Here is a 25,907-nt window from a genome sequence, read left to right as displayed (position 1 = left end):
CGGCCGGTCGCGCGGTGCACCGTCGGCCGGCTCATGAAAGCCGCAGGCCTGCGCGGTGTCCGGCGGCAGCGGGTGCCGCGGACCACCATCCGTGCCGACAGCCCCGACCTGCGCCCGGACCTGGTCGAGCGCGACTTCACCGCGACGGCCCCGAACCGGTTGTGGGTCGCCGACATCACCTACATCTAGACGCATTCCGGTTGGGTGTATGCCTCGTTCGTCTTGGACGCGTTCTCCCGGAGGATCGTGGGTTGGCAGCTGTCACGTCATCTCTACACCGATCTCGCCCTAGACGCACTCAACATGGGGATCTGGATCAGGGAACGCAGCGGTGCAGATCTGTCGCGGTTAACGCATCATTCGGACCGCGGTGTCCAATACGTTGCCATTCGCTACACTGAGCGGCTCGGCGAAGCTGGTGTCGTCGCTTCCGTCGGGTCGGTCGGCGATTCCTATGATAACGCGATGGCGGAGGCATTCAACTCGTTGTTCAAGGCCGAATTGATCCGCAACAAGGGGCCGTGGGCGGGGATCAGCGACCTTGAACTCGCGGTCGCCGAGTACGTCGACTGGTACAACCACCGCCGACTACACGGCGAACTCGGCTTCGTCCCGCCGGTCGAGTACGAGATCCATAACGCCACCACCACGACCGCCCGGCAGCCCGCCGGAGCATGAGAACTCAGCCTCTACCAAACCCGGCACTTGACACCATCGACACCCGGCCGCGACCCAGCTGTGATCAATCCGCGCGACCTCTTAGGCGGCTTCCGGTTGGTGGTGGTCGTCGGGTCGTTCGACGAGCTGGCCGCCGGTGAACGTGGCGCCGGCGCGGACGAGTGCGACCAGGTGCGGGCCGTTCACCGCGCGCCAGCGGTCCTGGGCGGCGTCGATCAGCTTGAACGCCATCGCCAGCCCGGCCGCCCGGGATCCCGGCCCCTTCGTGATCTTCGTGCGGTGCCGGACGGTGGCGAAGGTGGACTCGATCGGGTTGGTGGTGCGTAGGTGCTGCCAGTGCTCAGCCGGGTAGTCGTAGAACGCCAGCAGCTCGTCGAGGTCATCGGTGATCTTGGAGACCGCGTTGGCGAACTTCGCGCCGTAGGTGGTCTCGAAGGACTTCACGGCGTCGAGGGCGTGACGGCGGTCCTCGGCGTTCCAGATCTCGGCCAGCGCCTTCTTCGCCCCGGGTTGGGCGGAGCGCGGCATGGCGCCGAGCACGTTGGCGATCTTGTGAAACCAGCACCTCTGCTCCCGCGTGGCCGGGAAGACCTCGCGCAGCGCGCCCCAGAACCCCAGCGCGCCGTCGGCGATCGCGAGTACCGGGGCCCGCATGCCGCGACGCGCGCAGTCGCGCAGCAGGTCTGCCCATGACTCGGTCGACTCGCGGTAGCCGTCGGCGAGAGCGACGAGTTCCTTGCGGCCGTCGGCGCGGACCCCGATCAGCACGAGCAGACACAGCTTGTGTTCTTCGAGGCGGATGTTGACGTGGATCCCGTCGGCCCACAGGTAGACGTAGTCCACTCCGGACAGGTCGCGGGCGGCGAAGGCGCGTTGCTCGGCCTTCCAGGTCTGGGTCAGCTTCGTGACTGTGGCCGCGGAGAGCCCGGCCGTGGAGCCGAGGAACTGCCCCAGCGCGGGCACGACGTCACCCGAGGACAGGCCGTGCAGGTAGAGCAGCGGAAGCACTTCGGTGATCTTCGGGGTGCGCCGGCACCACGGCGGCAGGATCGCCGAGGAGAACCGGCGTCGCTCGCCGGTGTCGGGATCGGTGCGCCGGTCGTTCACCCGGGGTGCGGTCACCTCGACCGCTCCGGCCGAGGTGAGCACGTCGCGGGGCTGGTGGGAACCGTTGCGTACCACCAGCCGGCGGCCGTGCTCGTCGCGCTCGCCGGCGTGGCGGGCGATGTAGTCGTCGACCTCGGCCTGCAACGCCTCGGCAAGCATCCGCCGCGCGCCCTCGCGGACCAGTTCGTCGATCACGGCCGGGCTGTGCTCGCGGCGGACCTCATCGCCGCCGCCAGGTTCGGGAACTACGGTGAGCACGGGTCGTACCCTTCCGGCCGGCGTTGGCTCGCCGGCCTTGCTTGAGGACCGTCAAGATCACCGGGAGGGTACGACCCTCCCCGACCATCCACAGGTCTCAAGCATTGCTCCGTGGAGCAGGGCAGGATAGGCGGGTGATCCGCGTCCTTATCCCCGCCCTGCTGCTCGTCCCCGCCCTCGGGGCAGCGGGGTGTAGTGGAGCATCGGCCCCTCCCTCCCCAACGAGCGCGGTCCCTGCGGCTCTCAGCGCGCCGGAGGCGGCGTTCGTCGAGCAGGCGCGGCGCATCGCGCCCGCTCTCGTCGGTAGCGATGAGCGAGTCGCGACGCGCGGCGCGAACACGTGCAGCTTGCTGACGGATGGCCGGCCGCAGAGCCAGGTGGTGGACACCGCGATCAAGCGGTTCTCCTCCGGGTCCTACTCCGTAACGCGCGACGAGGCAGAGCAGCTCGTCGAGGCCGCCCGCGGCACGGTCTGCGCCGAGTCATAACGGGCGTTCTCCTCGTCGCGGATCTGCCCAGTTGCGCACGCTCGCCACGCTGATCGAGCCGCAGGCTCCGCGGCCGTCCGGCTACCTGACTCGAGACACGCTCCGGAACCGCGCGAGCAGAACCCCCGCCCGGGGCCCGGCAGGATCTCGTCCCCGATGCTCGGGGCCCCGCAGGTCGCCTCGATCGCTGCCTGAGGATCGCGCGCCAGTCTCGGGCGTCCCCCGACACGGCCCGGGTACGCGCTACCATCATTGGGTGACTCAGCAGGACCATCGCGCGCACGGCGCTCCTTTGGGGGATGCCGAGATCCGCGCGTCGACGGTCGTGTCCCGGATGGTCTCGCGTCACGGTGCCCCTTCGCTGGAGCACTACCGCGCGATCTACGCTGACCTGGACCTGGAGTGGCCCGGAGACGCCGAGATCCGCCGGACCCTGCCCGTCGACGACGCTGCCTGAGCGCGGCATGACCCGCGTGTGATCGGCGGCAAGGTCCTCGACGCCTCCGCCCTGGCCGCCCTCGTTCGCGGGCACCTCGGCGCGGTGGCATGGATCGCGACCGCCCGCCAGGTCGGGATCGCGCTCTACCTGCCCTCCCTCGCCCTGACCGAGGTCCGCGCAGTGCTACCCGAGTCCGGCCCACAGCTGGCCGAGCTCATCGGCCACCCCTCGGTCATCGTGAGCGAACTCGACGTCGACGCCGCCGCCGTGGTGACCACGGTGCTCGACCACGCCGACGCCTTCGACGCACTCGCCGGCCACGTCGTGCACGCCGCCCGCCAACGCGGCTGGCCTGCGCTGAGTGCCGATCCCGATCGGTTGACCCGCCTCGACCCCGACGTCGAGATCACCCTCCTGTAGACGGCGCCCGGTCCACCACCGAACCCACGCCGCAGCTGGCCGTCGGGCCACAGCGCCGGGTTCCCGCTTCAACCACTCGACGTGCCCAGCGACAGCTCAGTGGCAAGTGATCGCGCAGCTCTGCGGAGCGATCACGCGGCAGCCCGCACTTCCACGCGAACCCGAGCACTCACCCAGATAGGCATCGGGCAGAACCGGCCACGCCAAGCAGCAAGGTCCTCTACGTGGCCCGAGCGCGATCGATCCAGCGGCCACCGGACCGTGGCTGCGGCTGCCGTCCCGACTATGGCTACGGGGCCGACGCGACGACTCAGACTCGACGTCAGAGAGCGCGCGACCGAGTCATCGGCGACTCGATAGTGGTCCTGAGCGCGCTCGGCGACGGCTGGCGGGTCGGGCTCGGCGGCCCGGCATGCTGTTCCGCGCGGTATCCGACCCCAAGCAACCCGGCGCTCAGCCGATCGAACCCCGACCGAGCACTTCCGCCATGGGCAGGAAGCTTGTGGGTCGTGGCGATAATCAGGCTTGCAGTCGCTGCAGGATTTGGGTGAGCAGCTCTCGGTTGCTCTGCAGCTGCTGATCCAGCGCGTCGAAGCGTCGCTCGTTGTCCGCACGGACGCTGTCGACATCCCCCCGAAGGGACTCGACATCCCGGCGGATGTCGGTGACATCGCCGGACAGGTTGTCGATCTTGGTGTCGATCCGCTCGCTGATCTCATAGAGCGAGTCGATGTCTGCGCCCTGCTGACGCACACGACGCCCGAGCTCAGGTGAGGACATGCAGCCGAGTCTATCCGCGGCCATCCGAGAGGGCTGGCGGCGGAGGGTTCGTCCGGACAGGCCCGGCCACGCCGGTCCGACGAGCTGGCCCGGGTCGGATGGTCGATGCGGTCCGCTAGCTCCCGATGGTGACCGGGTGATCAGGGTCGAGTTCGAGGACGGCGCGGGCGTCGCCGAGGCCGAGTGCCAGCCTGACGGAGCGGTCACCTGCGGCATCGTCGGGCCTTGACCCCGGGATTGATGTTGACCCCGCTCGGCGGACGCAGAAGTGAGGAGACGTAGGGTCCGACGATCTTGTGAAGGAGATCGTCCGTCGTGCCGAAGCCCTACCAGCCGGAGTTCCGGCGACGCGCCCTTGATTTGCTGGCCTCGGGACGCTCAGTGCGTGATGTGGCGACGTCGTTGGGCATCGCGGAGTCGTGCCTGCATCGCTGGAAGTCCCGGGATCTGCTCGAGCGCGGACTCAAGACCCCGATCCCGGAGCAGGTCGAGTCCGCCGCGCTCACCGCGGCCGAGGCGCGGATCGCCGAGCTGGAGACCGAGGTCAAGATCCTGCGTAAGGCGGCGGTCGCAGTGGAGAAGGTGGTGCCCCCAAAAGCCCGGTTCGCCCTCGTCGCGGAACTGGCCGCTGAGGGCGTACCGGTGAAGCAGGCCTGTCTGTCCCTCGGGGTGTCCCGGGCGGGCTTCTACGAAGCTCGTAGTCGCCCACCCTCGGCACGCACGATCCGACAGGCCTGGCTGGTCGATCAGATCACCGCGGTCCACGAGGCCTCCCGGCAGACCTACGGGGCACCGAGGATCCGCGCCGAACTCGTCCTGGGCCAGGGCGTGGTCGTGTCCCGCAAGACCGTCGCAGCGTTGATGCGCCGCGCCGGCCTTGCCGGGCTCCCATTGCGGCGCAGAGCGAAACGGGTCCCTCCCGCGAAGACCGTGACCGACCTGGTCAAGCGGAACTTCCGGCGCGACGGCCCGAACCAGCTCTGGGTCACCGACATAACCGAGCACCCCACCCGCGAGGGTAAGCTCTACTGCTGCGTGGTCCTCGACGCCTTCTCCCGGCGGGTCGTCGGATGGGCCATCGACTCCCGTCAACGAGCGGACCTGGCCACCTCCGCGCTCGGGATGGCAATCGACTCGCGCGGCACCAGCGGGCAGGTGCCCGGCGGGATCATCCACGGCGATCACGGCACCCAATTCACCTCATGGACCTTCACCGAACGGGCCCGCAGAGCGGGCCTGCTGCCCTCGCTGGGCAGCGTCGGCGACCCCTACGACAACGCCGTCGCCGAGGCCTTCTGGGGCCGAATGCAGACCGAGCTGCTCGACCGGCAGCGCTGGCGCACTCGCATCGAGCTCGCGAACGCGATCTTCGAGTACATCGAGGGCTTCTACAACCGTCGCCGCCGACACTCCGCACTGGACTGGATGAGCCCCGAACAGTTCGAGACCATTAGCCGCCCGCCGGGTCTGATCTCCTCACCGGCGTGTCCGTGAACCGGGGTCAACATCACCCCGGCACCGCACCCACGACAACACCCTTCCCCCACGCAGTGCGATACGTCACACTGAAGGTGTTCGGGTCTTCAGGGTCTTCAGCGGTCGCACCCACCCGGCGCGCTGGGGAGCGCACGCCACCCGCGACCGCCCACCAGGGCCGGGCCGCCCACCCCTCCGGCGACGGCCCGGCCCACCCCCTCACCCAGCACCCCCCCCGCCGGACGCCCCCGGAGGTCCCCGGAGGTCCTCGGAGGTCCTCGGACTGCGCCGAACCAGGACAGATCAGGACACACCAGACATAACTACAGTGCGTGACACGACCGTGTCCCGTGTCCGATCAAATGCCCCATACGGGTGGTCGAGACTTCGACCGCGGAAACAGTCCGCGCGCGCCGCGCGCGGGCCGGGTGACAGTGTTTGACCTGCAGTTACCCCACCTGAACCCTCTCGTTGCAGCTGGCACGGGCTCCCCTCGTATCCGACGTGCCAGCAACAACCAGGAGGACATACCCCATGTGGAAGAAGACCGGGATCGTCGTCGCCGCCTCGGCCGCATCACTGATGGCGCTCTCGCCGGTGGCCATGGCCCACGGCACCCACAGCGGTGACCACGGTGACGGGATCGACAAGAGCGCCGAGGGCCTGATCGCCGGCCTCAACGGCAACAACGTCAACGTCCCGATCCAGGCCTGCAACAACAACATCCCGCTCAACCTCATCGGGCTGCAGGTCCCCATCGAGGACGCCGCCGCCGCGAACGGCCTCACCGGCGCTCTCGGGATCCTCGGATCCGGCACCGCGAAGTCCGGACACTCGGTCACCGACCAGTCCGACAACTGCGCCCAGACCGGCGCCGCCGGAGACACCGTCAAGGGCCACAAGTAACAACCCCGACCCCACGGCACGCTGGGTAGAGCCTTTACCAACCCGGCGACCACGCGGTCTGCTCGCCTGACCACCAACAGCACACAGACCGCACACAGACAGAGCCCCGCCCCGAGGGACCACGGCACTGACGCACAGGGTGCCCACCCCCCGGAGCGGGGCTCTCCCACATCCCCTGAGGTTCCCCCGCTTTGCCGGAGTGTCTGAACACTGGCTCGATCTTGAGAACCAGGAAGGAAGACACTGAGTGTTTTCCAACCTGCCGTTCGTGCGGGTCACAGCGACGCTCCCGCGGTGTCCCCCCACCGGATGATCGCCCGCATGACCTGCGGTAAGAGCATCCACACGCGCACCTCCGCTGTTAGCGAGCGCCTGTCTCTTGGTGTCGTCAACCAGGACGAAAAACGCTCACTGGTGCCGGCTCCGACCCGAACCGGCGGCTCTACACCCGCCCCATAAAACTGGAAACGATCCAGAAAACCCCCAGGCCCCCGGGGGGCCGGGCACAGCGGATCAGCCCGGACCGAGCCCACCACGACCGGGATCGGTCAACTCCGGATGCGCCCGCAGATACGCATCCCGCACCTGCCCCGACAACCGCCCCCGAGCACCCACCGCATACCCCTGAGCCTGCGCCCACGCCCGCACCACCCCCACCGACGGGACAGACACCGCCGAGGCAGACACCGCCGGGACAGACGGGACGGCCACCGCGACCTCACCACCGGAGTCAGCAGGGCCGGCAGGGCCGGCAGGGTCGGCGAGCGGCCACAACGCCAGAGGGACATCCCCGTCATGGGCGACGCCACGCCGGGCCGGCCCCCGACGACTCCGAGAACCAGCAGCGCCCGACCCAACAGCACCGGCCGGCGCCGCGCCACCCGCGCCTGCCGGGCCACCCGCGCCGGCCGGGCCGGTCGGGCGGTCCGCGGGATCCCCGACGTCACCACGAGCAGCGCGGTCACCACAACCGGAGAGGTCACCACAACCGGCGCGGAAGCCGAGGGAACTGAGGGAAGCGAGCAGCGTGTCGGTGACCACCCGAGCGACATCAGTGTGAGCGTGATGATCCAGAAACGCCGCCACCACCCCCAGAGCCGACAGCGCATCCGCTTCCCGCTGCCCCCACACCGGATGCGGCTCCACCCCCCGCGCCGCCCGCCGAGCCGACCGCACCGCATCCCCGACCCGACGAACCCGCACGATCTCACCCACCGCAGCCCCAGCCGACGCAGCCCCAGCCGCCGCGGCAGCAGCAGCGTCGGCGTCGTCGGCGTCGGCGTCGGTGTCGTCGTCGTCGTCGTCGTCGTCGGGGATAGTCATCCGCCCCTACTCACCGGCCGGGCACCGACCCGGCCGACGCAGCGAGATAAGCCGCCCGGACCTGCGCTGGGAGCCGGCCACGCTCCCCGACCACATAACCGTTCACGCGAGCCCACTCCCGCACCACCCGCGCATCCACCCCACCACCAGCCGGACCAGTGGCAGCCGGACCACCAGCAGGCTGAGGTGAGGCATGATCCGGGCCGGCACCACCCGCAACGCCGCCGTGCCGCCCTGACTCAGGGACGAGAGCAGAGGCAGGGGGAGCAGAAGCAGCGGCACCCGCCGATACCGCAGGCGGGGCCGCTGCAGGCGGGGCCGCCGTAGCGGCGACAGCGGCGGCGTCCATGATCGGGCGCAAGATCTTCGCCACCGCATACGCAGCAACATCACACGCCTTCATCTTCGCCCCCTCCGTCGCCGTACACGTGACCACCTCACCCGCAGCATCCCCGACCAACAGCCGCGCCGACACCGTCGCCGCGAACCCCTGCGGATGCCCCGACTTCCCCACCCCCGCCGGGACCGCACCGATCTCCAGATCCGTGATCCGCTCCACCTGCCGCCAATGATGCAACAACGCCCGCGGAGACGTGTACTTCCCCAACACCGGATCCTGCCCCGGCTTCACCCCACGTCGACATCGGCTGCGGCATGTCCGCGGTGCGGACCGACCTGACCGCCTCCGACCTGCCGGTCTCGCTGTCGCGGGTCCGCGCCCAGATCGAGCGCGACGTCCCGGTCGGCCGGGCCGGGCACCGCGAGGGCCCGGATCTGGCCCGCCTCGGGATGGACGACGAGCTCGACTGGGCCGGGTTCTGGCGCGGCTTCGGCCAGCTGCACCATCTGCGCGACGCGTCCTGGACCAGTGAGGACAAGCTGCGCGGCAAGGCGCACCAGCAGCTCGGGTCGCTCGGGGGCGGAAATCACTTCGTGGAGCTCTGCCTCGACGGTGACGACCGGGTCTGGCTGATGCTGCACTCCGGGTCGCGGGGGATCGGCAACATCCTGGCCAACCTGCACATCGAGAAGGCCAAGGCGCTGCCGCACAACCAGGAGCTGCCCGACCGCGACCTGGCCGTGTTCCTCGCCGGCACCCCGCAGATGGAGGCCTACCGGGCCGACCTGCACTGGGCACAGGAGTACGCGCGGCTCAACCGCAGGGTGATGATCGAGCTGTTCAATGCCGCACTGGTCCGGTCGCTGGGCCGCCCGATCGGCTTCGAGCCGGAGGTGTCCTGCCACCACAACTACGTGTCCGAGGAGACCTACGACGGCGTCGAGCTCATCGTGACCCGCAAGGGCGCCATCTCCACCGAGGGCGGCCGCAAGGGGATCATCCCCGGCTCGATGGGCACCGGGTCGTTCATCGTGTCCGGGCTGGGGAACGAGCAGGCCTACCGGTCGGCGTCGCACGGGGCCGGGCGCCGCATGTCGCGGGGGGCGGCGCGCCGGCAGTTCTCGGTCGCCGACCTGCAGGCCCAGACCGAGGGCGTCGAGTGCCGCAAGGACGCCGGCGTGATCGACGAGATCCCCGGCGCGTACAAGGACCTCGACACGGTCATGGCGCAGCAGACCGACCTGGTCCGGGTGGAGCACCGCCTGCGCACGGTGCTGTGCGTGAAGGGCTGACCCTGGAGGCGATGTGGTCAGGTCGTCCCGCGCGGCTGACCAGGCCGCCCGAACGCCGGGCCCGGTCGGCCCGCTGGAGCGACCAGGTCCCGTCCCGCCCCCGCACCGCGCACGAGTGCCATGGGGTCGTCCATGTGTCGTCGGCCGGGACCAGGCGCACACCCAGCTTCGACGAGCCGGCCGGATGCGGGTGGATGGACAGCCGCACGCCGTCGGGGAACCGATCGGCGACCAGCGCGCTCCAGGCGTTGCTGCGGGCCACGACCCGGTAGCCGCGCTCCCGGGAGCGGCGCTGCAGGGCGGCGCGGCTGCCCTCGTGGTCGCCGGCGTCCTCGACGAGGAACCGCACGATCCCCAGGTAGAGCGCGCGTTCAGAGGGGTCGGTGCGGCAACGCTGTCGCAACTGCTCGACCGACGGCGCCCACAGCCGGTCGAGCAGCGCACGGCGCTCGGAGTGGCTGCGGTCGGGGTAGGCGTGGAACAGGTCGAAGAACTCGAAGCCCGGCAGCCGCTCCGTCGCGGCGAGCTCGCGGAGTGCGGCGCCGTAGTCATCGACGTGCAGGTCGGGCACTCCGATGAGGTTGGCGAAGACGTGCCCGTCGGAGCAGACGAGCACCCGCGCACCCGGTTCGTGCACGGCGGCGATCTCGGCCCGGACGCGGTCCAGGTGGTGCAGCGACAGCCGCTCCCCCGCGTCGGGCAGCCGGCCGAGCACCTTGGCCGGGTTCGGGGACTTGCAGGGGAACGCCGGTAGCACCAGCCGCAGTGGTGTACCGGCGGTGACGGCGGCCCGGATCTGGGCGCGCTGCGGATCGAAGACGGAGGGCTCGGGCGCCGGCTCGTCGCGCGGGGCGCGCCGGTGGCGCAGCAGGATGTCGAGGACGTCCTCGACGACGGCGTCGGTGCGGGTCCGGTCGGTGACCGGGTCCGGGGCACAGGCGATCAACGATGCTCCGATCGGCGGGTCGCCACGGGAGGCGACGGCGTGGTGGGTGTCGGTCGGGTCAGCGGGCGTGCGCCGACTCGTCGTGGGTCACGGGCAGTGCGCGGACACCGCGGCCCAGCACGGCCGGGGTCCACTCGAGTGCGGCGGGATCGGTGGCGAACCGCATGCCGGGCAGCCGGGCGAGCAGGCTGCCCAACGCGACCTGCAGCTCGACGCGGGCCAGCGCGGCGCCGGGACAGAAGTGGATGCCGTGTCCGAACGCGAGGTGCGGGTTCGGGCTGCGGTCGAGCACCAGCTCGTCGGCTCGGTCGAAGCGGCGCGGGTCGCGGTTGGCCGCGCACAGCGACACGATCACCGAGTCCCCGGCGGGGATCTCGCGGCCGTGCAGATCGTCGGTCTCGGCGAGGAACCGCCAGGTGGTGAGCTCGAACGCGCTATCGTAGCGCAGCAGCTCCTCCACCGCGCGCGGCAGCAGCGCCGGGTCGGCGGCGAGGCGGTCGAGCTCGTCGGGGCGGTGCAGCAGCGCGACCAGCGCGGTGGTGATCTGGTTCGTCACCGGCTCCTGCCCGGCCACGAGTAGCTGGAAGACCATGGAGTCGAGCTGCTCCGCGGTGAACTCGTCGGCGTCGCGGGCCGCGACCAGACGGGTGAGCAGCCCGCCGCCGGGCAGGTCCCGCACGCCGTCGACGACACGGGCGATGTAGTCCTGCAGCCCGTGCAGCAGCCCCTCGTAGTGGGCGCGGCGCGGGTCGGTGGGCCCGACCGGCGCGACGACACCGCCCCACTCCCGCCGGAACCCCGACGCCAGCTCGTCGGGCAGCCCGAGCGCCAGGACCAGCGCGGCGAACGGGAAGTGGGCGGCGAACCCTCCGACCAGGTCCACCGGCCCGTCGGTGACCGTCAGGTCGTCCAGGAGCCGGTCGGCGATCTCCTGCAGCCGTGGGCGCAGCTCCTCGGCCGCCCGCGGAGTGAAGGACTCGGTCACCAGCCGTCGCATCACGGTGTGAGTGGGCGGGTCCTGGTGCAGCAGGTGGACCTGCAGCTGGGAGTGCTGCGGTTCGGGCATGATCGACGCCCGCGCCCGCCACCCGTCGTTGCCCAGGCCGTGGTCCTTGCCCAGGCGCCGATCGTTCAGGGTCGCGTGGGCGGCGTCATACCCGGTGACCAGCCAGGCGTGCACACCGGACGGGAATGCGACCCGGTGGACCGGGCAGCGCTCGCGCAGCTCGGCGTAGAGCGGGTAGGGGTCGCACTTGTAGTCCGGTCCGACGAGCGGGACCGGCTCGGTCTCGTGGTGGGAGGTCATCGGCGTCCTCTCAGATCCGCAGCTCGGGGCGGGCGACGTCGAGCCACAGGGCGAGGTCGACGACCCGCTCCAGGCGCAGCCGGGTGCCCCAGTCGAGCCCCTCCGCGGGCGCGTCGAGCAGCGGGTCGATGCGGGCGCGGTCGACGACGTCGGTGACTCCGTCGACGGTCAGGGCGTCGCGGGCCAGCTCCTGCAGCCCGGTGGCGTAGCCGGCGTCGTGGGTGGCCGGGTAGTGGTTCTTGGCCCGCCACAGCACCGACTCGGGCAGGTGCTTCGCCCCGGCGTTGCGCAGCAGCGACTTCTCCCGGCCGTCGCGGGTCTGCTCGCTCCACGGGACCGAGAACGCGTACTCGACGAGCCGGTGGTCGCAGTAGGGCACGCGGACCTCCAGGCCGTGCGCCATCGACAGCCGGTCCTTGCGGTGCAGGAGCTGACGCACCCAGCGGGTCAGCGACAGGTGCTGCAGCTCCCGGGAGCGGTGCTGGGCGGGTGACTCGTCGTCGTGGTGCGGGACAGCGGCGAGCGCGTCGGCGTAGGTGTCGGCGCGGAACTCGGTGAGCCGCATGGCGGCCGCGAGGTCGGGATGCAGCGGGACCGCCGCGTCGTCGCCGGTGACCAGCAGCCACGGGAACGTCGCCGCGGCCCGCGGACGCTCGGCGTGGAACCAGGGGTAACCGCCGAACACCTCGTCGGCGGCCTCCCCGGACAGCGCGACCGTCGAGTGCTCGCGGATCCGACCGAACAGCAGGTACAGCGAGGTGTCCATGTCCCCGACGCCGATCGGCGAGTCCCGGGCCGCGACGACGGCGCGCCGGTGCTCCAGGTCGAGCAGCGCCGCCGGGTCGAGCACGGTCACCGAATGGTCAGTGCCGATGTGCGCACCGGCCTCGGCCGCGTAGGGGGTGTCGTGCCCAGTACGCAGGACGTCGCCGGTGAACTCGCGCGCCTGGTCGGCGTAGTCGACGGCATACGAGCGCAGGACCGCGTCGGGCCCGCGGCGGTCGCGCAGTTCGGCCGCGGCGAACGCGGTCACGACCGACGAGTCGAGCCCGCCCGAGAGCAGGCTGCAGATCTCGACATCGGCCTCCAGCCGGGACCGGGCGGCCCGCTCGACGAGCGCCGCGACGTGGTCGGCGGGCGCCTCGGGGCCGTCGGCGTGCTCACGCAGCTCCAGCTGCCAGTAGCGGCCGGTGCGCACACCGTCGGCGTCGAACAGCAGCCACCCGCCGGGCTCGACCTCCGCGACACCGGCGTAGACGCCGGGCCAGGTGGAGAACAACAGCGAGTACCCGTCGCGGAGGCTCTCGACGTCGGCGACCGGGTCGATACCGGGGTGGGCGAACAGGGCCTTCGGTTCGGAGCCGAACGCGACGCCACCGGTCGGGGTCCGCGCCCAGTACAACGGTTTGACGCCGAGCCTGTCCCGGCCCAGCACGAGCCGCCCGATCGGCTGGTCCCACACCGCGAACGCGAACATGCCCTCCAGCCGGTCGAGCACGGCGAGCCCCCACTCCCGGTACGCAGCGAGCACCACCTCGGTGTCGCTGCGGGAGTCGAACCGGTACCCACGCGAACGCAGCGCGGCGCGCAGCTCGTGGTGGTTGTAGACCTCACCGGAGTAGGACAGGACGGTGCGGGTGCCCTCGCTGCCGGCGAGCATCGGCTGGGCCCCGCCGTCGAGGTCGATGACCGCGAGGCGGCGGTGGCCGAGGGCAGCGCGTTCGTCGTGCCAGGCCCCACCGGCATCGGGTCCGCGGGGGGTCTGGGTCGCAGTCATGGCCTCGGCGACTGCTCGGAGCGCCGCCGGGTCGGCGACGGCGACGGGCTCTGCCAGGCCGGCGATGCCACACATCAGGGATCCTCCTCGGTGGTGGGACGGTCGCGGTACGGGATGAGCACGAGCGCGGCGCCGGCGGCTGTGAGGGCCGCGACGATCAGGGCGGGGCGGGTGGCGAGCACCGTGCCCTCGGTGTTCCAGGCGAGCGCCGCGGCGGCCGGGCCGACCGCGAAACCGAGCGCGCGGGCGCACTGCACGCCGGCACCGGCCGTCGCCATCCGGTCCTGCGCGGCCCCGGCGAGGACGAGCACCTGGGTAGGGCCGCCATAGAGGCCGGTGCCCAGCCCGGCCAGCGCCACCCGCCAGGCGACATCGACCGGGTTCCAGGACTCCGCATCGGGCAGCACGGCCAGCAGCGCGAAGCCGACCGCGGCGAGGACGACGCCCGCGATGGCGACCGCACGCGGGGAGTAGCGATCGGCGAGCTGGCCCGCCGCAGGCCCGGCCACGACCATCCCCAGCGGGAACGCCAACAGGGCCAGCCCGGCGGCGGCGGGGCCGGATCCTCCCGCCTGCACTCCGACGGCGACCAGGTATGAGGCGGCCGCGAACGCTCCGGCGAGCAGGGCCACAGCCACGGCGGGCGCAGCGCCACGCGGTAGCAGCGCCGCGGCGACCGAGCGGGCCCCAGGGCGCGACGCCCACGTGGCGAGCGCAGCGACCGCGACCGCGACCGCCGTGGCCACCACCGCCGGACCGGTGAGGACACCGGTGGCGACCGCACACGCGAGTCCGAGACCGGTGATGAGCAGAGCGGCGTCGGCCAGGCCAGGCCCGTCCGGTCCGGTGAACCTCCCGGCGGGGATCCGGGACCGGCGGACCAACACGACAGCGAGTAGCGACACCAGTACCGCGGGGACGAACGCGACGCGCCAGCCGACCATCTCGATCATCGGCCCGCCCACCGCGGGGCCCAGCACCCCGCCGATCGGCCCGGCCGTCGCGGGTACCGCCATCGCCCGGCCGCGGCGCTGCGGGGCGACCGCGGCTATCGCGAGCACCGGCATGAGCACCATCAGCACCGCGCCGCCGACACCTTGCAGCGCGCGCAGCCCGACCAGCACCGGTAGCGACCACGCGACCACGGCCATGAGGTTCGCGGCGGCGAAGACACCGACCGCAGTGAGCAGCGCGGGCCGCACGGCGACCCGGTCCAGCCACCGCCCCGCCGGCAGCAGCAGCGCCACGGCCGGGATCGCATACGCAAGCACGACCCACTGGACCGACCGGGGATCGGCGCCGAAACCCTCCGCGATCCGCGGCAGCGCAACGGTGACGACGTTCATGTCGAACATCGCCACGAACGACAGCAGACCCGCGACCGCGACCGCGGCCCGGTCGTCACGCACCTGCCCGGCTGGCTCCGATACTGTCCCGTCCCCGACTAACTTCGCACCTCCGATCGCCACACCGTCGACTGAGGAGTCGCCACCACACGTGGTTGGGTTCCCGCGTTATGCCCAAACTGCGCGATCCAGACCACACCGTCGTGACGACGAACGACGGAACCGAGAGCCCGCGGCCGCCGACTGGTGAGGTGTTCGAGACGAGTACGGCATGAGGGACGTGTGAGGGTGCGACGACACCGGCAGGTCATCACGACGGCGCTGGCCGTTGCCACGGCTCTACTGCTAGCCGGGTGTGGCGCGGGCGGACAGGACGGCGGCGAGCATGCGGGACATGAGGGGATGAGGGGCTCCTCGACGGGCGGGGCAGGCCACCCGGCCGCCCCTTCCTGCCCGCCGGTGCCGCAGCTCACGACTCCACCGCAGCGCGTCGTCACCATGGACGGCGGCGCCGCGGCCATCCTGACCGAGCTCGGCCAGCGTGAGCGGATCGTGGGTACCGCGGCCCCGGACTTCTTCACTGCCTTCACCGGCGCCGAGCGGACCGAGCTCGACTCGATCCCGGTGCTGGACCCCGGACAGGGCAACACCGAGTCGGTCGTTGCGGCGAAGCCCGACCTCGTGGTCGGCATCTCGAGCTACAGCTTCGGCGGTTTCGCCGGCACCCCCTCGCTGGAGCGGCTGCAGCAGGCCGGCGCGGCCAGCCTGGTGGCCTGCGATGATGCACCCTCGCCGGTGCAGGACATCGACGACACCTACAGGTTCGTCCAGCAGGCCGCGGCCGTGTTCGGCGCGCAGGCACAGGGCACGCAGCTCGCCGACCGGATCAGGGCCCAGGTCGCCGCTGCGACGCCTCCCCCCGGCACCGCGCCGGTGCGAGTGTTGGCGCTGTCCTCGGCCCCGCAGACCGGTCAGCCGCTGATGACCCAGGGCGGCTCCGGCCTCGCTAATGGCATCATCACCCTCGCCGGCGGGCAGAACATCGCCGCCGACCAGGACAGCGACTTCGCGAGCCTGTCCGCCGAGCAGGTCGCCGCGCTCGACCCGCAGGCGATCGTCGTGATCACCGGGTTCTCGCCGCAGAGCGACGCCGAGCTGACCGCGGCCATCCGGTCCAGTCCCGCCCTCGTCTCGACGACCGCGGTGCGGGAGAACCGGCTCGTCACCGTCCCGCAGTCGATCATCCTGTCCCCCAGTGTGCTCAACGGGCAGGCCGTCGCCACGATCGCGAAGGGCATCCACGGCGCTGGATGACCACCCACGACGTCAGGGTTCCCGCGGCCGGGGGGCTGCTCGGGTGGGGCCCGTCGGCGGCGGTGCTCACCGGGCTGCTGCTCGCCCTGCTGGCCTCGGTCGTCGTGGCGATCGGGCTCGGCCCCGTGTCGATCCCGCCCGGCAGGGTGCTCGACGCCGTGACGGCCCACCTGGCCGGGGGTTCCTCCGGGATCGACCGGGCCGAGGACTTCATCGTCTGGGAGCTGCGTACCCCGCGGGTGCTGCTCGGCGTCGTCGTCGGGGCGGGGCTGGCCGTCGCCGGGCTGCTGGTGCAGGCGATGGTCCGCAACCCGATCGGCGACCCCTACATCCTGGGGCTGTCGTCGGGTGCCTCGGTCGGCGCCGTCCTGGTCATCACCACGATCGGCACCGCGACGGCCGGGCTGTTCACCCTGCCCGCCGCCGCGTTCGCCGGTGCGGTGCTCACCGGGGTGGGCGTCTTCGTCCTGTCCCGGGTCCGTGGACGGCTGCACGCGACCCGGATGGTGCTCGCCGGGGTAGCGGTCGGGCAGCTGCTCGGTGGTGTCACCTCGTTCCTGCTGCTGCGCACCCGCAACACCGATGCCCAGCAGCAGGTCCTGTTCTGGATGCTCGGCAGCCTGGCCGGGGCCCGCTGGGACCTGCTCGGGCTGTCCGCAGCGGTGGTCGGAGTGCTGCTGGTCCCGCTGTGGTGGCAGGCGAACCGGGTCAACCTGCTCGTACTCGGCGAGGACGCGGCCTCGGCTCTCGGTACCGATCCGACCCGGCTGCGAGCGGCGCTGTTCGTCCTCACCGGGCTGCTCACCGGGGCGGTCGTCGCGGTGTCGGGCAGCATCGGGTTCGTCGGGCTGGTCGTGCCGAACCTGGCCCGGCTGCTGTTCGGCGCCGACCACCGCCGCACCCTGCCGGTGTGCGTGCTGCTCGGCGCGCTGGTCGTCGTCTGGTCCGACACCGCCGCCCGTCTCGTGCTCGCCCCGACCGAGCTCCCGATCGGCATCCTCACCGCCGCGATCGGCGTGCCCTTCTTCCTGTACGTGCTGCGCCGCAGCGCGACCGGGGCGGTGGGGGTGTGAGCTCCCGGCTCGTCGTCGACGGCGTCAGCGTCGGCCACGGCGGGGACCCGGTCGTGCACGACGCCACCCTGACCGTCCCCGACGGCGCGGTGCTCGCCCTCGTCGGGCCCAACGGATCGGGCAAGTCCACCCTGCTCAAGAGCCTCTACCGGGTGCTCAAGCCAGTGCGCGGGCATCTGCTGCTCGGCGACGACGATCTGGCCGCGATGCCGCACCGCGACAACGCCCGCGCGGTCGGGGTGCTCTCCCAGGACGACCCCGGCGGGTTCGACTTCACCGCGTGGGAGGCCGTGATGCTCGGTCGCTCCCCGCACCTGGGCACGTTCGGGCGTCCCGGCCCCGGCGACGCCGCCGTCGTCGCCGACGCGCTGGAGCGCACCGGCTGTACCGCGTTCTCCGCCCGTCCGCTGTCGGAGCTGTCCGGCGGGGAACGCCAACGGGTGCTCCTCGCCCGTGCGCTGGCCCAGCAGCCCCGGGTCCTGGTGCTCGATGAGCCCACCAACCACCTCGACCCCCGTCACCAGCTCGGAGTCCTGCGGCTGGCCAGGGACCTCGGGATCACCGTCGTCGCCGCGCTGCACTCCCTCGACCACGCCGCCCAGTACGCCGACCTGGTCGCCGTGCTGTCCGCGGGCCGCATCGCGGCACTGGGCGCACCGACCGAGGTGTTGACCCCCGGGCTGCTCGCGGCGCACTTCCGCGTAGACGGCTCGATCGTCGCGGACCCCGTGACCGGGGCGCCCCGGGTACTGCTGCGCGAGCTGGACCCCGGTCAAGCCACCCCGTGACTGACCGGCCTCGGAGACCGTCCTGACAGCCACAACCGCAGCCGCACCCGGACGCCAGATGATCCCCGAAACCACCCCGTTGCCCTGCGACTGCGATTGGCGCCATAGTGGCGCCATGAAGCGGATGAATCTGCGGGATGTGCCCGACGATGTCTACGCCGCGCTCGCAGCAACTGCCGAGGCGAACCGGCAGTCGTTGTCGGCATTCGTGGTTGACCGGCTCGCCGAGGTCGCCCAGGTGACCCGGCTGGACAACTACGTGGCTTCCTACCAGCCGCCGCAGGGCAGCGGGCTCACTTTCGACGCCGCGACCGCGGTGGTGAGGGAGGTGCGCGAAGCCTCGTGAGCCTGGCCGTGATCGACGCTTCGGTACTGGCCGCCTTCTACGCGGCCGACGATTCTCGTCGCGATGTGGTCGCGGCTCGCCTGACAACCGGCGACGCCCTGTTCGCTCCTGCTCACCTCGACGCTGAGGTGGTCTCCGCGTTCCGGGGTATGGCCCGCCGCAGCTCCGTGCTGTATGCCGCGATACCCGCCACGTTACGGCACCTGGCGGATTTCCCCATACGCCGCATGCCGCTGGCTCCGCTACTGGAGCGCATCTGGGAGCTCCAAGACAACATCACTCCCTACGACGCTGCCTGCGTTGGAGCAATGCTTGAGACCTGTGGATGACTGTGGAGGGGTCGTACCCTCCCGATCATCTTGATCGGCTCTCAAGCAAGGCCGGCGTACCCACGCCGGTCGGGAAGGCACGACCCGTGCTCACGGTAGTTCCTGGACCCGCCGGTGCTGATCAGCCCAGCCCCGACGGGCCGTCGTTGATCGACGAGCTTGTCCGTGAAGGTGCCCGTCGGATGCTTGCTCAGGCGTTGCAGGCCGAGGTCGACGCCTACATCGCCCAGTTCGCGGGCGAGCGCGACGAGACCGGCCGACGGCTGGTGGTGCGCAACGGCTCCCACCAACCGCGCGAGGTACTCACCAGCGCCGGGGCGGTCGAGGTCACCGCACCACGGGTCAACGACCGTCGCACCGACCCCGACACCGGCGAACGCCGCCGGTTCGCCTCAGCGATCCTGCCGCCGTGGTGCCGCAAGACCCCGAAGGTCACCGAGGTGCTGCCGCTGCTCTACCTGCACGGCCTGTCCTCGGGTGACTTCGTGCCCGCCCTCGGGCAGTTCCTCGGCTCGAGCGCGGGCCTGTCGGCGTCGACGGTCACGAAGCTGACCCAGACCTGGAAGGCCGAACAACGCGCCTTCGCCGCTCGTGACCTCTCGAGCGCGGACTACGTCTACCTGTGGGCCGATGGCATCCACGTCAACATCCGCCTCGAGGAACACAAGCTGTGCTTGCTCGTGCTGATCGGGGTGCGCGCCGACGGCGGCAAGGAGCTCGTCGCACTGACCGATGGCTACCGCGAATCCTGCGAGTCGTGGGCGGACCTGCTGCGCGACTGCGCACGCCGGGGCATGCGCGCCCCGGTGCCCGCGGTCGGGGACGGCGCGCTGGGGTTCTGGGGCGCGCTGCGGGAGGTGTTCCCGACCACCCGGGAGCGGCGCTGCTGGGTCCACAAGACCGCCAACGTCCTCGCCGCACTGCCCAAGAGTGCGCACCCGGGGGCGAAGAAGGCGCTGGCAGAGATCTGGAACGCCGAAGACCGCCGCCACGCCCTGGACGCGGTACGCGCGTTCGAAGCCGCTTACGGGGCGAAGTTCGGCAAGGCCGCCGCGAAGGTCACCGACGACGTCGATGTACTGCTCGCGGTCTATGACTTCCCGGCCGAGCAGTGGATCCACCTGCGCACCACGAACCCCATCGAGTCCACGTTCGCGACCGTCAGACACCGCACCCGGGTCACCCGCAGGCCGGGCTCACGCGCGGCCGGGCTGGCGATGGCGTTCAAGCTCATCGAAGCCGCCCAGGACCGCTGGCGCGCGGTCAACGGCCCGCACCTGGTCGCCTGTCAAGTGCCGGGTTTGGTAGAGGCTGAGTTCTCATGCTCCGGCGGGCTGCCGGGCGGTCGTGGTGGTGGCGTTATGGATCTCGTACTCGACCGGCGGGACGAAGCCGAGTTCGCCGTGTAGTCGGCGGTGGTTGTACCAGTCGACGTACTCGGCGACCGCGAGTTCAAGGTCGCTGATCCCCGCCCACGGCCCCTTGTTGCGGATCAATTCGGCCTTGAACAACGAGTTGAATGCCTCCGCCATCGCGTTATCATAGGAATCGCCGACCGACCCGACGGAAGCGACGACACCAGCTTCGCCGAGCCGCTCAGTGTAGCGAATGGCAACGTATTGGACACCGCGGTCCGAATGATGCGTTAACCGCGACAGATCTGCACCGCTGCGTTCCCTGATCCAGATCCCCATGTTGAGTGCGTCTAGGGCGAGATCGGTGTAGAGATGACGTGACAGCTGCCAACCCACGATCCTCCGGGAGAACGCGTCCAAGACGAACGAGGCATACACCCAACCGGAATGCGTCTAGATGTAGGTGATGTCGGCGACCCACAACCGGTTCGGGGCCGTCGCGGTGAAGTCGCGCTCGACCAGGTCCGGGCGCAGGTCGGGGCTGTCGGCACGGATGGTGGTCCGCGGCACCCGCTGCCGCCGGACACCGCGCAGGCCTGCGGCTTTCATGAGCCGGCCGACGGTGCACCGCGCGACCGGCCGGTCGTCCACGCCGCCTTCGCGGCCCAGCTGTGCCCAGACTTTCCGGACGCCGTAGACGCCGTAGTTCTCGGCGTGCACGCGTGCGATCTCGGCGGAGACGAGGATGTCGCGTTCCGCCCGGGCCGAGGGTGGACGGGTCTTCGCCGCATAGTAGGCACTCGGGGCGATCGGGATACCGGCGTCTTTCAGCACGGCACAGATCGGCCCGACCCCGAACTCGTTCCTGTTCTTGTCGATGTAGTCGGTGACTACCGTTGCGGGCGGTCGAGCTCCGCCGCGAAGAAAGCCGAAGCGGACTTGAGAATGGTGTTGGCCCGGCGGAGTTCACGGGTCTCCCGCTCCAGCTCCGCCAGCCGAGCGGCCTGATCGGTCGTCGTCCCAGGCCGGGATCCAGCGTCGATCTCGGCTTGCTTCACCCAGCCGCGCAGGGTTTCCGGAAGGATTCCCAGCTGGTCACCGATACGGCGGCAGACGTTCGTGCCGGCGTTGACAGGGTCGGCCTTGGCGTCGAGGACCAGCCGGATCGCTCGTTCCCGCAGCTCGTTGGGGTGCTTCCGTGGGGCTGCCATCGCTGCTCATCATCTCCTGGCTTGACACCCTCCATCAAACCCGGCGCGAGACACGGCCACGCCTCGGACGCTGATGCGACGAGAACCGGACGAGCGGCTAGAGTGCGATGCGATCCACCACGATGGTGGGGCGCGTCTAGGGTTCCGTCCCGTCCCTCGGGAGTCTGGTCCGAGAGATGCAGGCGGCCGCGAGGCCGTCCCACGGCGGGACAAAAGCCCGGGAGGCAACTGGTTGGCATCAGTCGCTCCCGCTGCTGGTGTCTGGCGAGAGGGCTTCCGACCGTGTCTGTCACCGGCTTGTCGTCGTTTACTGTGGACCGGTGCAGGGTCATGGCCCCTGGTCAACAGGTGCCACGCCCTGGTGGTTCCCGCGGCCGATTTTGCCGTCCCCGGGCGGCGGACGGCCCTACGTGGCCCTACGGTTCGATTCCCTCACCGAGTGGGCCGATCTGGTCCACCGAACGTCATTGACGATCCGTGCAGGAGCCGGGGCGGAATCGCGTCTGCAGGCTGGCCCCCACTGAGCATTTGAGGAGGAAGCTCCGAGATATGAACTCAACCGATGCGTTGGCGAAGAGACCGAAGTCGCCGGGGACGAGCACAGTGGTGCTCGATCAGGCCGACGAGCGTTTCGCTTATGCGGCCGGGGTGCGGAAACAGTTCAACAAGGTCTTCCCGACCCATTGGTCGTTCATGCTGGGCGAGATTGCTCTCTACAGCTTCATCATCGTTCTTCTGTCGGGCGTGTACCTGGCGCTGTTCTTCGATCCCTCGATGGAGGAGGTCGTTTACAACGGCCCCTACGACCCGCTGCGCGGAGTGCACATGTCGAGGGCCTATGAGTCGGCCCTCGAGCTGACGTTTGAGGTGCGTGGCGGCCTGTTCATGCGGCAGCTCCACCACTGGTCGGCGCTGCTGTTCGTCGCTTCGATGATCTGTCACATGTTCCGTGTGTATTTCACCGGAGCATTCCGCAAGCCGCGTGAGGCGAACTGGGTGATCGGGGTGAACCTGATCCTGCTCGGCACCTTTGCCGGTTTCACCGGCTACTCGCTGCCCGACGAGATGCTCTCCGGGGTCGGTCTGCGCATCGCCTCCGCTATCACCTTGTCCGTACCCGTGGTCGGCACCTGGGTGCACTGGGCGTTGTTCGGTGGCGAGTTCATGGGCATGGAGATCATCCCGCGGCTCTACATCATTCACGTGCTGGTCCTGCCCGGGGTCATCCTCGCGCTGATCGCGGTGCACTTGGGGTTGGTGTGGTACCAGAAGCACACCCAGTTCCCCGGCGTCGGTCGGACAGAGAACAACGTCGTTGGTGTGCGGATCATGCCGCAGTTCGCCGCCAAGGGTGGCGCGTTCTTCTTCGTCGTCACCGGTGTCCTCGTTCTCATCGCCGGACTCTTCGAGATCAACCGCATCTGGTTCTTCGGGCCCTACGATCCCTCGCACGTCTCGGCCGGGTCGCAGCCCGACTTCTATATGCTCTTCTCCGAAGGGATGGGACGGATCTTCCCGCCGTGGGAGTTCTACCTGTTCGACACGTACACGATCCCGTCGGCGTTCCTGCCGACCGCGGCGTTCCTGCCCGTGTTATTCGCCGTGGCGTCCGCGTATCCGAGGATCGAGCGGAGGTTCACCGGCGACCAGGCGCACCACAACCTGCTCCAGCGACCCCGGGACGTGCCGGTCCGGACGGCGCTGGGGGCGATGGCGATCGCGTTCTACCTATGGTTGGTGCTCTGCGGGTTCAACGACTGGATCGCGCTGTTCTTCCACGTCTCGCTCAACGCGACGACCTGGGCGGGGCGGCTCGGGCTGCTGATCGTGCCGCCGATCGTGTACTGGGTGGCCTACCGCTGGTGCATCGGGTTGCAGAACTCCGACCGCGCGGTGCTGGAGCACGGCCTGGAGACCGGCATCATCACGCGGCTCCCACACGGCCAGTATATCGAGCTGCACCAGCCGCTGGCCGGTCTCGACAAGGACGGCCACCCGGTCGTGCTCGACTACCAGGGCGCCTCCGTGCCGAAGCGGATGAACCAGCTGGGCGCTGCCGGGAGGCCGGTGCCCGGCAGCCTGTTCAGCCCGGACCCGCCCGCGGAGACCGAGGCGCTTGTACGCGCCCGGCAGGAGCTGCGGGACCGGGAACGGGCCGAGGCCGACGAACGGGCCAGGGCCGGCGGCGACGGTCCGGAGGCGGCGCGGCGGGCTGAGCGCTCCGCCGGGCGGGGGGCTGCGCCATGATCCGATGGCGACGGCGACGTGACCATTTGGAAGACCGGGAGATCGATGCGTTGCAGGAGCGCTTTCCCGACGTCGTTTTCCACCTCCGCGACGCGTTCGACGTGAACAGGGTCGCCCCTGGAACCGAGTTCGCCTACGCACGCATCAGCCGGAACGGTGACGTTCTCTCACTCTGCTCGGCCGTCCACCGGGTAGACAGCAGCATGTCGGAATGGCGGTTGGCGGTGACACGGACGGACAAAGCCAGCGGCGCCCCGCTGGCCCTACCTGACGCAGAAGCCCGGCAATGGGCGATCGCGGTGTTCGGCCCCATCCACGCGGAGTCGGTGGTCACCGTCGCAGCGCCTCTACTGCAGGAACTCCCCATCCAGTACCGGGCGGCCACCCATTTCGCCCTCAGGATCGCGCCCGGTGGCCTCCCAGTCGACACCGCGAAACCCCGGCGCACTCGAGGAACTCGGTGAAGACCTCGCCCGGGCCCGCAGACGAACCGGTGACCGAGCGGACCGTCGACGCCCGCGCCTCCCCGGGCAGGTGGCAGGAACCGGTGGGATGGAGAGCGTCTCTGGCGCACACCACATCTCCAGGCAGGGGGGACACCCGCTGTGGACGATGAGCCTTTCTCGGTAGTGGGTTGAGCTGGGGCTGCGGCGACACGCCGGTGGCGCGGAGATGCCGGCAGACGAGTGCGGGACCTCGGTAGAAGAGTCGGTCCGTTCAAAGATCGATTTCCACACCGAGGTCCCGCATGTCCGATCCTGTCACCTACACCGCAGTGCTCCCGATCGGGGAGCACACCTGCACCCATCTCGCGCGGCTTCTCGCAACTCAGCGCCGTGATCTCGGTACCCGTGCAGGCAGGCGGGCCCTGTCGCCGTGGCGACAGGCGGTGATGGTGCTGCGCTGGTTCCTCGACTCCACCCGGGTCGCCCAGCTCGCCGCCGACAACCGGATCGGACGCTCCACCGCCTACCGATACCTCCATGAGGGAATCGACGTCCTCGCCGCGACCGCGCCGGGCCTGCACGGGGCACTACTCGCGGCCCGCCTCGCCGGGCACACCCACCTCGGCTTGGACGGCACCCTGATCCGCACCGACCGCAGCAAGGCCGTCGGCCCGTCCACCACCGCCGAGGAGAAACCGGTGGATCTGTGGTGGTCGGGCAAGCACCGCCGTCACGGCGGGAACATCCAGGTCATCACAGCTCCCGACGGGTGGCCGCTGTGGACTTCACCGGCACGGCCGGGCCGCGAGCACGACACCACCTGCGCCCGCGCCCATCCCGAACTGCTGCCCGCCCTCGACGCCTGGACCGACCAGCAGCACGTCACTCTCCCCGACCTGGGCTACGAGGGCGAGACCACCCGACTGGCCTGCCCGATCACGAAGAAGCCCCACAGACCAAACGGCGACCGGCTCAACGTCGACCAGCAGACGGTGAACATGCTCCACTCCGCCGTCCGGGCCACCACCGAGCGCGGGAACTCGCTGCTCAAGACCACTTTCAAAGTGCTACGCCGGGTCAGCCTGTGCCCGTGGCGGATCGGCCACATCACCGCCGCCGCGCTCGTCCTTCTCCACATCGAACACGGCCGCACAACATGATCAACCGCCTACCGGGAAAGGCTCACTGACTACAAGGAGCCTTTTCCATCGTGTTTGTGCTGGTCAGCGGCGGGTTTCGATGCGGTTCAGGACGGTGATCGCGGCGATGATGGTGTGCGCGCGGTGGGGACAGCAGCGGAACCGGTCCACCACGTGCCAGCGTTTGAGTTCGGCGACGGCTTGCTCGACCCGGCACCGGATCCGGGCGTGAGCACGGTTCACCGCTTTCTGTCCGGGTGACAGGCGCGGTCGGGTCCGGTGGCGTTTGTAGGGGGTCCGGACCGTGCCCCCGGCGCCTTGGTAGGCCTTGTCCGCCCACGCCTGGATGTTCTGGCTGGTGACAGCGTCGATGGCGCCGGTACGGCGGGCGGCGGTCAGATCGTGGGTGGACCCCGGTAACGGTGGGGCCGCCCACATCAGTCGGCCGAACGGATCAGCGAGGTGTCAAGTGCCGGGTTTGGTAGAGGCTGAGTTCTCATGCTCCGGCGGGCTGCCGGGCGGTCGTGGTGGTGGCGTTATGGATCTCGTACTCGACCGGCGGGACGAAGCCGAGTTCGCCGTGTAGTCGGCGGTGGTTGTACCAGTCGACGTACTCGGCGACCGCGAGTTCAAGGTCGCTGATCCCCGCCCACGGCCCCTTGTTGCGGATCAATTCGGCCTTGAACAACGAGTTGAATGCCTCCGCCATCGCGTTATCATAGGAATCGCCGACCGACCCGACGGAAGCGACGACACCAGCTTCGCCGAGCCGCTCAG

Annotated in this window: 20 protein-coding genes, 5 pseudogenes, 1 riboswitch and 1 other annotated feature; of the genes and pseudogenes, 16 read left to right on the top strand and 9 right to left on the bottom strand. The window is 70.3% G+C overall.

What is annotated here, in order from left to right; genetic code table 11:
* Together Ae150APs1_RS32390 and Ae150APs1_RS29590 are read left to right on the top strand one after the other, a co-directional pair.
* Window positions 1–189 (top strand): annotated as a pseudogene (locus Ae150APs1_RS32390) (IS3 family transposase); the annotation flags it as partial.
* A gap of 12 nt (window positions 190–201) precedes the next feature.
* Window positions 202–678, top strand: a pseudogene (locus tag Ae150APs1_RS29590) (DDE-type integrase/transposase/recombinase); the annotation flags it as partial.
* A gap of 81 nt (window positions 679–759) precedes the next feature.
* Here Ae150APs1_RS29590 and Ae150APs1_RS29585 read toward each other — a convergent pair.
* Window positions 760–2,043: an IS256 family transposase gene (locus Ae150APs1_RS29585; RefSeq protein WP_075303005.1), complete on the bottom strand. Its 1,284-nt coding sequence runs from the start codon at window positions 2,041–2,043 to the stop codon at window positions 760–762.
* A 744-nt stretch (window positions 2,044–2,787) separates the two neighbouring features.
* Between Ae150APs1_RS29585 and Ae150APs1_RS31700 the strand changes: the two genes are divergently transcribed.
* Both Ae150APs1_RS31700 and Ae150APs1_RS29575 read left to right on the top strand, forming a co-directional pair.
* Complete coding sequence (locus tag Ae150APs1_RS31700; RefSeq protein WP_139317295.1) at window positions 2,788–2,988, top strand: hypothetical protein; 201 nt, start codon at window positions 2,788–2,790, stop codon at window positions 2,986–2,988.
* An 18-nt stretch (window positions 2,989–3,006) separates the two neighbouring features.
* Window positions 3,007–3,390, top strand: a complete 384-nt coding sequence (locus Ae150APs1_RS29575; protein ID WP_075303001.1) for a hypothetical protein — start codon at window positions 3,007–3,009, stop codon at window positions 3,388–3,390.
* A 519-nt stretch (window positions 3,391–3,909) separates the two neighbouring features.
* Here the strand turns inward: Ae150APs1_RS29575 and Ae150APs1_RS29570 are convergent.
* Window positions 3,910–4,170 (bottom strand): hypothetical protein, encoded by a 261-nt coding sequence (locus Ae150APs1_RS29570; protein ID WP_139317296.1) that lies wholly within the window; start codon window positions 4,168–4,170, stop codon window positions 3,910–3,912.
* A gap of 315 nt (window positions 4,171–4,485) precedes the next feature.
* On the opposite strand from Ae150APs1_RS29570, the gene Ae150APs1_RS29560 reads away from it, so the two are divergent.
* The 3 genes and pseudogenes from Ae150APs1_RS29560 to Ae150APs1_RS29540 all read left to right on the top strand — a co-directional run.
* A complete protein-coding gene (locus Ae150APs1_RS29560; RefSeq protein ID WP_083679920.1) occupies window positions 4,486–5,664 on the top strand; it encodes an IS3 family transposase in 1,179 nt (392 codons plus the stop codon).
* Between the two features lie 516 nt (window positions 5,665–6,180).
* Window positions 6,181–6,552, top strand: coding sequence for a hypothetical protein (locus Ae150APs1_RS29555; protein WP_075302833.1), 372 nt, complete (start codon window positions 6,181–6,183; stop codon window positions 6,550–6,552).
* Window positions 6,553–8,496: 1,944 nt separating this feature from the next.
* Window positions 8,497–9,507: pseudogene (locus Ae150APs1_RS29540) on the top strand (RtcB family protein); the annotation flags it as partial.
* Here the strand turns inward: Ae150APs1_RS29540 and Ae150APs1_RS29535 are convergent.
* From Ae150APs1_RS29535 to Ae150APs1_RS29520, 4 genes are read right to left on the bottom strand one after another with little or no spacing between them, the layout of a single operon-like run.
* On the bottom strand, window positions 9,437–10,453 hold the full coding sequence (locus tag Ae150APs1_RS29535; protein WP_075302995.1) for an isocyanide synthase family protein: 1,017 nt from the start codon (window positions 10,451–10,453) through the stop codon (window positions 9,437–9,439). The pseudogene Ae150APs1_RS29540 and the gene Ae150APs1_RS29535 sit on opposite strands and share 71 nt — an antisense overlap.
* A gap of 58 nt (window positions 10,454–10,511) precedes the next feature.
* Window positions 10,512–11,759, bottom strand: a complete 1,248-nt coding sequence (locus tag Ae150APs1_RS29530; RefSeq protein WP_075302993.1) for a cytochrome P450 — start codon at window positions 11,757–11,759, stop codon at window positions 10,512–10,514.
* Window positions 11,760–11,769: 10 nt separating this feature from the next.
* Window positions 11,770–13,611, bottom strand: coding sequence for an asparagine synthase (glutamine-hydrolyzing) (asnB, locus tag Ae150APs1_RS29525; RefSeq protein WP_075302991.1), 1,842 nt, complete (start codon window positions 13,609–13,611; stop codon window positions 11,770–11,772).
* Window positions 13,611–14,945, bottom strand: a complete 1,335-nt coding sequence (locus Ae150APs1_RS29520; RefSeq protein ID WP_083680677.1) for an MFS transporter — start codon at window positions 14,943–14,945, stop codon at window positions 13,611–13,613. Before Ae150APs1_RS29520 ends, asnB begins: the two co-directional genes overlap by 1 nt.
* Before the next feature lie 396 nt (window positions 14,946–15,341).
* Here Ae150APs1_RS29520 and Ae150APs1_RS29515 point away from each other — a divergent pair, with 396 nt between their 5' ends.
* The 6 genes from Ae150APs1_RS29515 (at window position 15,342) to Ae150APs1_RS29490 (ending at window position 20,141) form a co-directional block, all read left to right on the top strand.
* Entirely contained in the window at window positions 15,342–16,196 is an 855-nt protein-coding gene (locus Ae150APs1_RS29515) for an ABC transporter substrate-binding protein (protein WP_249266622.1), read from the top strand.
* Entirely contained in the window at window positions 16,193–17,269 is a 1,077-nt protein-coding gene (locus tag Ae150APs1_RS29510) for an iron ABC transporter permease (RefSeq protein WP_083680680.1), read from the top strand. The genes Ae150APs1_RS29515 and Ae150APs1_RS29510 overlap by 4 nt, the downstream gene beginning before the upstream one ends.
* On the top strand, window positions 17,266–18,057 hold the full coding sequence (locus tag Ae150APs1_RS29505) for an ABC transporter ATP-binding protein (protein WP_075302989.1): 792 nt from the start codon (window positions 17,266–17,268) through the stop codon (window positions 18,055–18,057). The genes Ae150APs1_RS29510 and Ae150APs1_RS29505 overlap by 4 nt, the downstream gene beginning before the upstream one ends.
* 115 nt (window positions 18,058–18,172) lie before the next feature.
* Complete coding sequence (locus Ae150APs1_RS29500) at window positions 18,173–18,403, top strand: hypothetical protein (protein ID WP_139317297.1); 231 nt, start codon at window positions 18,173–18,175, stop codon at window positions 18,401–18,403.
* Window positions 18,400–18,732 carry a type II toxin-antitoxin system VapC family toxin gene (locus tag Ae150APs1_RS29495; protein ID WP_075302985.1) on the top strand — a complete coding sequence of 111 codons (333 nt, stop codon included), beginning with the start codon at window positions 18,400–18,402 and terminating at the stop codon, window positions 18,730–18,732. Before Ae150APs1_RS29500 ends, Ae150APs1_RS29495 begins: the two co-directional genes overlap by 4 nt.
* 86 nt (window positions 18,733–18,818) lie before the next feature.
* Window positions 18,819–20,141 (top strand): IS256 family transposase, encoded by a 1,323-nt coding sequence (locus Ae150APs1_RS29490; protein WP_249266621.1) that lies wholly within the window; start codon window positions 18,819–18,821, stop codon window positions 20,139–20,141.
* On the opposite strand, the pseudogene Ae150APs1_RS29485 reads toward Ae150APs1_RS29490, so the two are convergent.
* Window positions 20,052–21,298 (bottom strand): annotated as a pseudogene (locus tag Ae150APs1_RS29485) (IS3 family transposase). The gene Ae150APs1_RS29490 and the pseudogene Ae150APs1_RS29485 sit on opposite strands and share 90 nt — an antisense overlap.
* Window positions 20,889–21,017, bottom strand: a sequence feature (AL1L pseudoknot). It overlaps the preceding pseudogene by 129 nt.
* A gap of 125 nt (window positions 21,299–21,423) precedes the next feature.
* Window positions 21,424–21,524, top strand: a riboswitch (guanidine-I (ykkC/yxkD leader).
* A 380-nt stretch (window positions 21,525–21,904) separates the two neighbouring features.
* Between Ae150APs1_RS29485 and Ae150APs1_RS29475 the strand changes: the two are divergent.
* The 3 genes from Ae150APs1_RS29475 (at window position 21,905) to Ae150APs1_RS29465 (ending at window position 25,151) form a co-directional block, all read left to right on the top strand.
* Window positions 21,905–23,545, top strand: a complete 1,641-nt coding sequence (locus Ae150APs1_RS29475) for a cytochrome bc complex cytochrome b subunit (RefSeq protein WP_249266620.1) — start codon at window positions 21,905–21,907, stop codon at window positions 23,543–23,545.
* Entirely contained in the window at window positions 23,542–24,009 is a 468-nt protein-coding gene (locus Ae150APs1_RS29470) for a hypothetical protein (protein WP_139317293.1), read from the top strand. The genes Ae150APs1_RS29475 and Ae150APs1_RS29470 overlap by 4 nt, the downstream gene beginning before the upstream one ends.
* A gap of 284 nt (window positions 24,010–24,293) precedes the next feature.
* A complete protein-coding gene (locus Ae150APs1_RS29465) occupies window positions 24,294–25,151 on the top strand; it encodes a transposase family protein (protein ID WP_075302981.1) in 858 nt (285 codons plus the stop codon).
* Between the two features lie 63 nt (window positions 25,152–25,214).
* Here the strand turns inward: Ae150APs1_RS29465 and Ae150APs1_RS29460 are convergent.
* Both Ae150APs1_RS29460 and Ae150APs1_RS29455 read right to left on the bottom strand, forming a co-directional pair.
* A pseudogene (locus tag Ae150APs1_RS29460) lies at window positions 25,215–25,592 on the bottom strand (transposase family protein); the annotation flags it as partial.
* 34 nt (window positions 25,593–25,626) lie between these two features.
* A partial coding sequence (locus Ae150APs1_RS29455; RefSeq protein WP_139317649.1) for an integrase core domain-containing protein occupies window positions 25,627–25,907 on the bottom strand: 281 nt, incomplete at its 5' end.

Source organism: Pseudonocardia sp. Ae150A_Ps1 (assembly GCF_001932315.1).
GTDB lineage: Bacteria > Actinomycetota > Actinomycetes > Mycobacteriales > Pseudonocardiaceae > Pseudonocardia.
The sequence above is the reverse complement of the archived record's forward strand: the minus strand, read 5'-3'. Positions and strand labels throughout refer to the sequence as shown.